This is a genomic window from Lysobacter sp. TAB13 (assembly GCF_052113885.1).
Taxonomy (GTDB): Bacteria; Pseudomonadota; Gammaproteobacteria; order Xanthomonadales; family Xanthomonadaceae; genus Lysobacter; species Lysobacter gummosus.
In genome coordinates this window covers 1-977 of the sequence record NZ_JBFRDR010000052.1, presented here as the reverse complement: position 1 = coordinate 977, position 977 = coordinate 1, and the positions used below count along the sequence as shown (strand labels likewise).

At 69.0% G+C, this 977-nt stretch carries 1 pseudogene; it reads right to left on the bottom strand.

From position 1 onward, the window contains the following. Positions 1-977 (bottom strand): annotated as a pseudogene (locus AB4Y92_RS25050) (hypothetical protein); the annotation flags it as partial.

Here is a 977-nt window from a genome sequence, read left to right as displayed (position 1 = left end):
AGCGTCGCCGCCTGGTCGTCGTTGACGATGGTGCAGGTTGCGTTCTGACCGCCGGTCAGCACCAGGCTGTCACCGGTCAGCGTGCCGCCGGTGCAGGTCCAGGTGCCGGCCGTGTAGCCGGCCACATTGGTTTCGCTCAGCGTATAGGTGCCCGCACCGACCGCCGCGCTCGTCACCGGCGTGCTGCCGCTGACGCCGGTGATCGTGGTCGGACCGGTCGCCGTCAACGGGAAGTCGTTGATCGTCGCGGTGCCGCCGTTGTCGTTGGTCACCGTCTTGACCAGCGTCAGCGTCGCCGCCTGGTCGTCGTTGGCGATGGTGCAGGTCGCATTCTGCCCGCCGGTCAGGACCAGGCTGTCGCCGGTCAAGGCGCCCGCGGTGCAGGTCCACGCGCCGGCGGTGTAGCCGGCCACGTTGGTTTCGCTCAGGGTGTAGGTGCCGGCACCGACCGCAGCGTTCGTCACCGTCGCGGTGCCGCTGACGCCGGTGATCGTGGTCGGACCCGTTGCCGTCAACGGGAAGTCGTTGATCGTCGCGGTGCCCCCGTTGTCGTTGGTCACCGTCTTGACCAGGGTCAGCGTCGCCGCCTGGTCGTCGTTGACGATCGTGCAGGTCGCGTTCTGGCCGCCGGTCAGGACCAGGCTGTCGCCGGTCAAGGCACCCGCGGTGCAGGTCCACGCGCCGGCGGTGTAACCGGCCACGTTGGTTTCGCTCAGGGTGTAGGTGCCCGCACCGACCGCGGCATTGGTCACCGTCGCGGTGCCGCTGACTCCGGTGATCGTGGTCGGGCCGGTCGCCGTCAACGGGAAGTCGTTGATCGTCGCCGTACCGCCGTTGTCGTTGGTCACCGTCTTGACCAGGGTCAGCGTCGCCGCCTGGTCGTCGTTGACGATGGTGCAGGTTGCGTTCTGACCGCCGGTCAGCACCAGGCTGTCACCGGTCAGCGTGCCGCCGGTGCAGGTCCAGGTGCCGGCCGT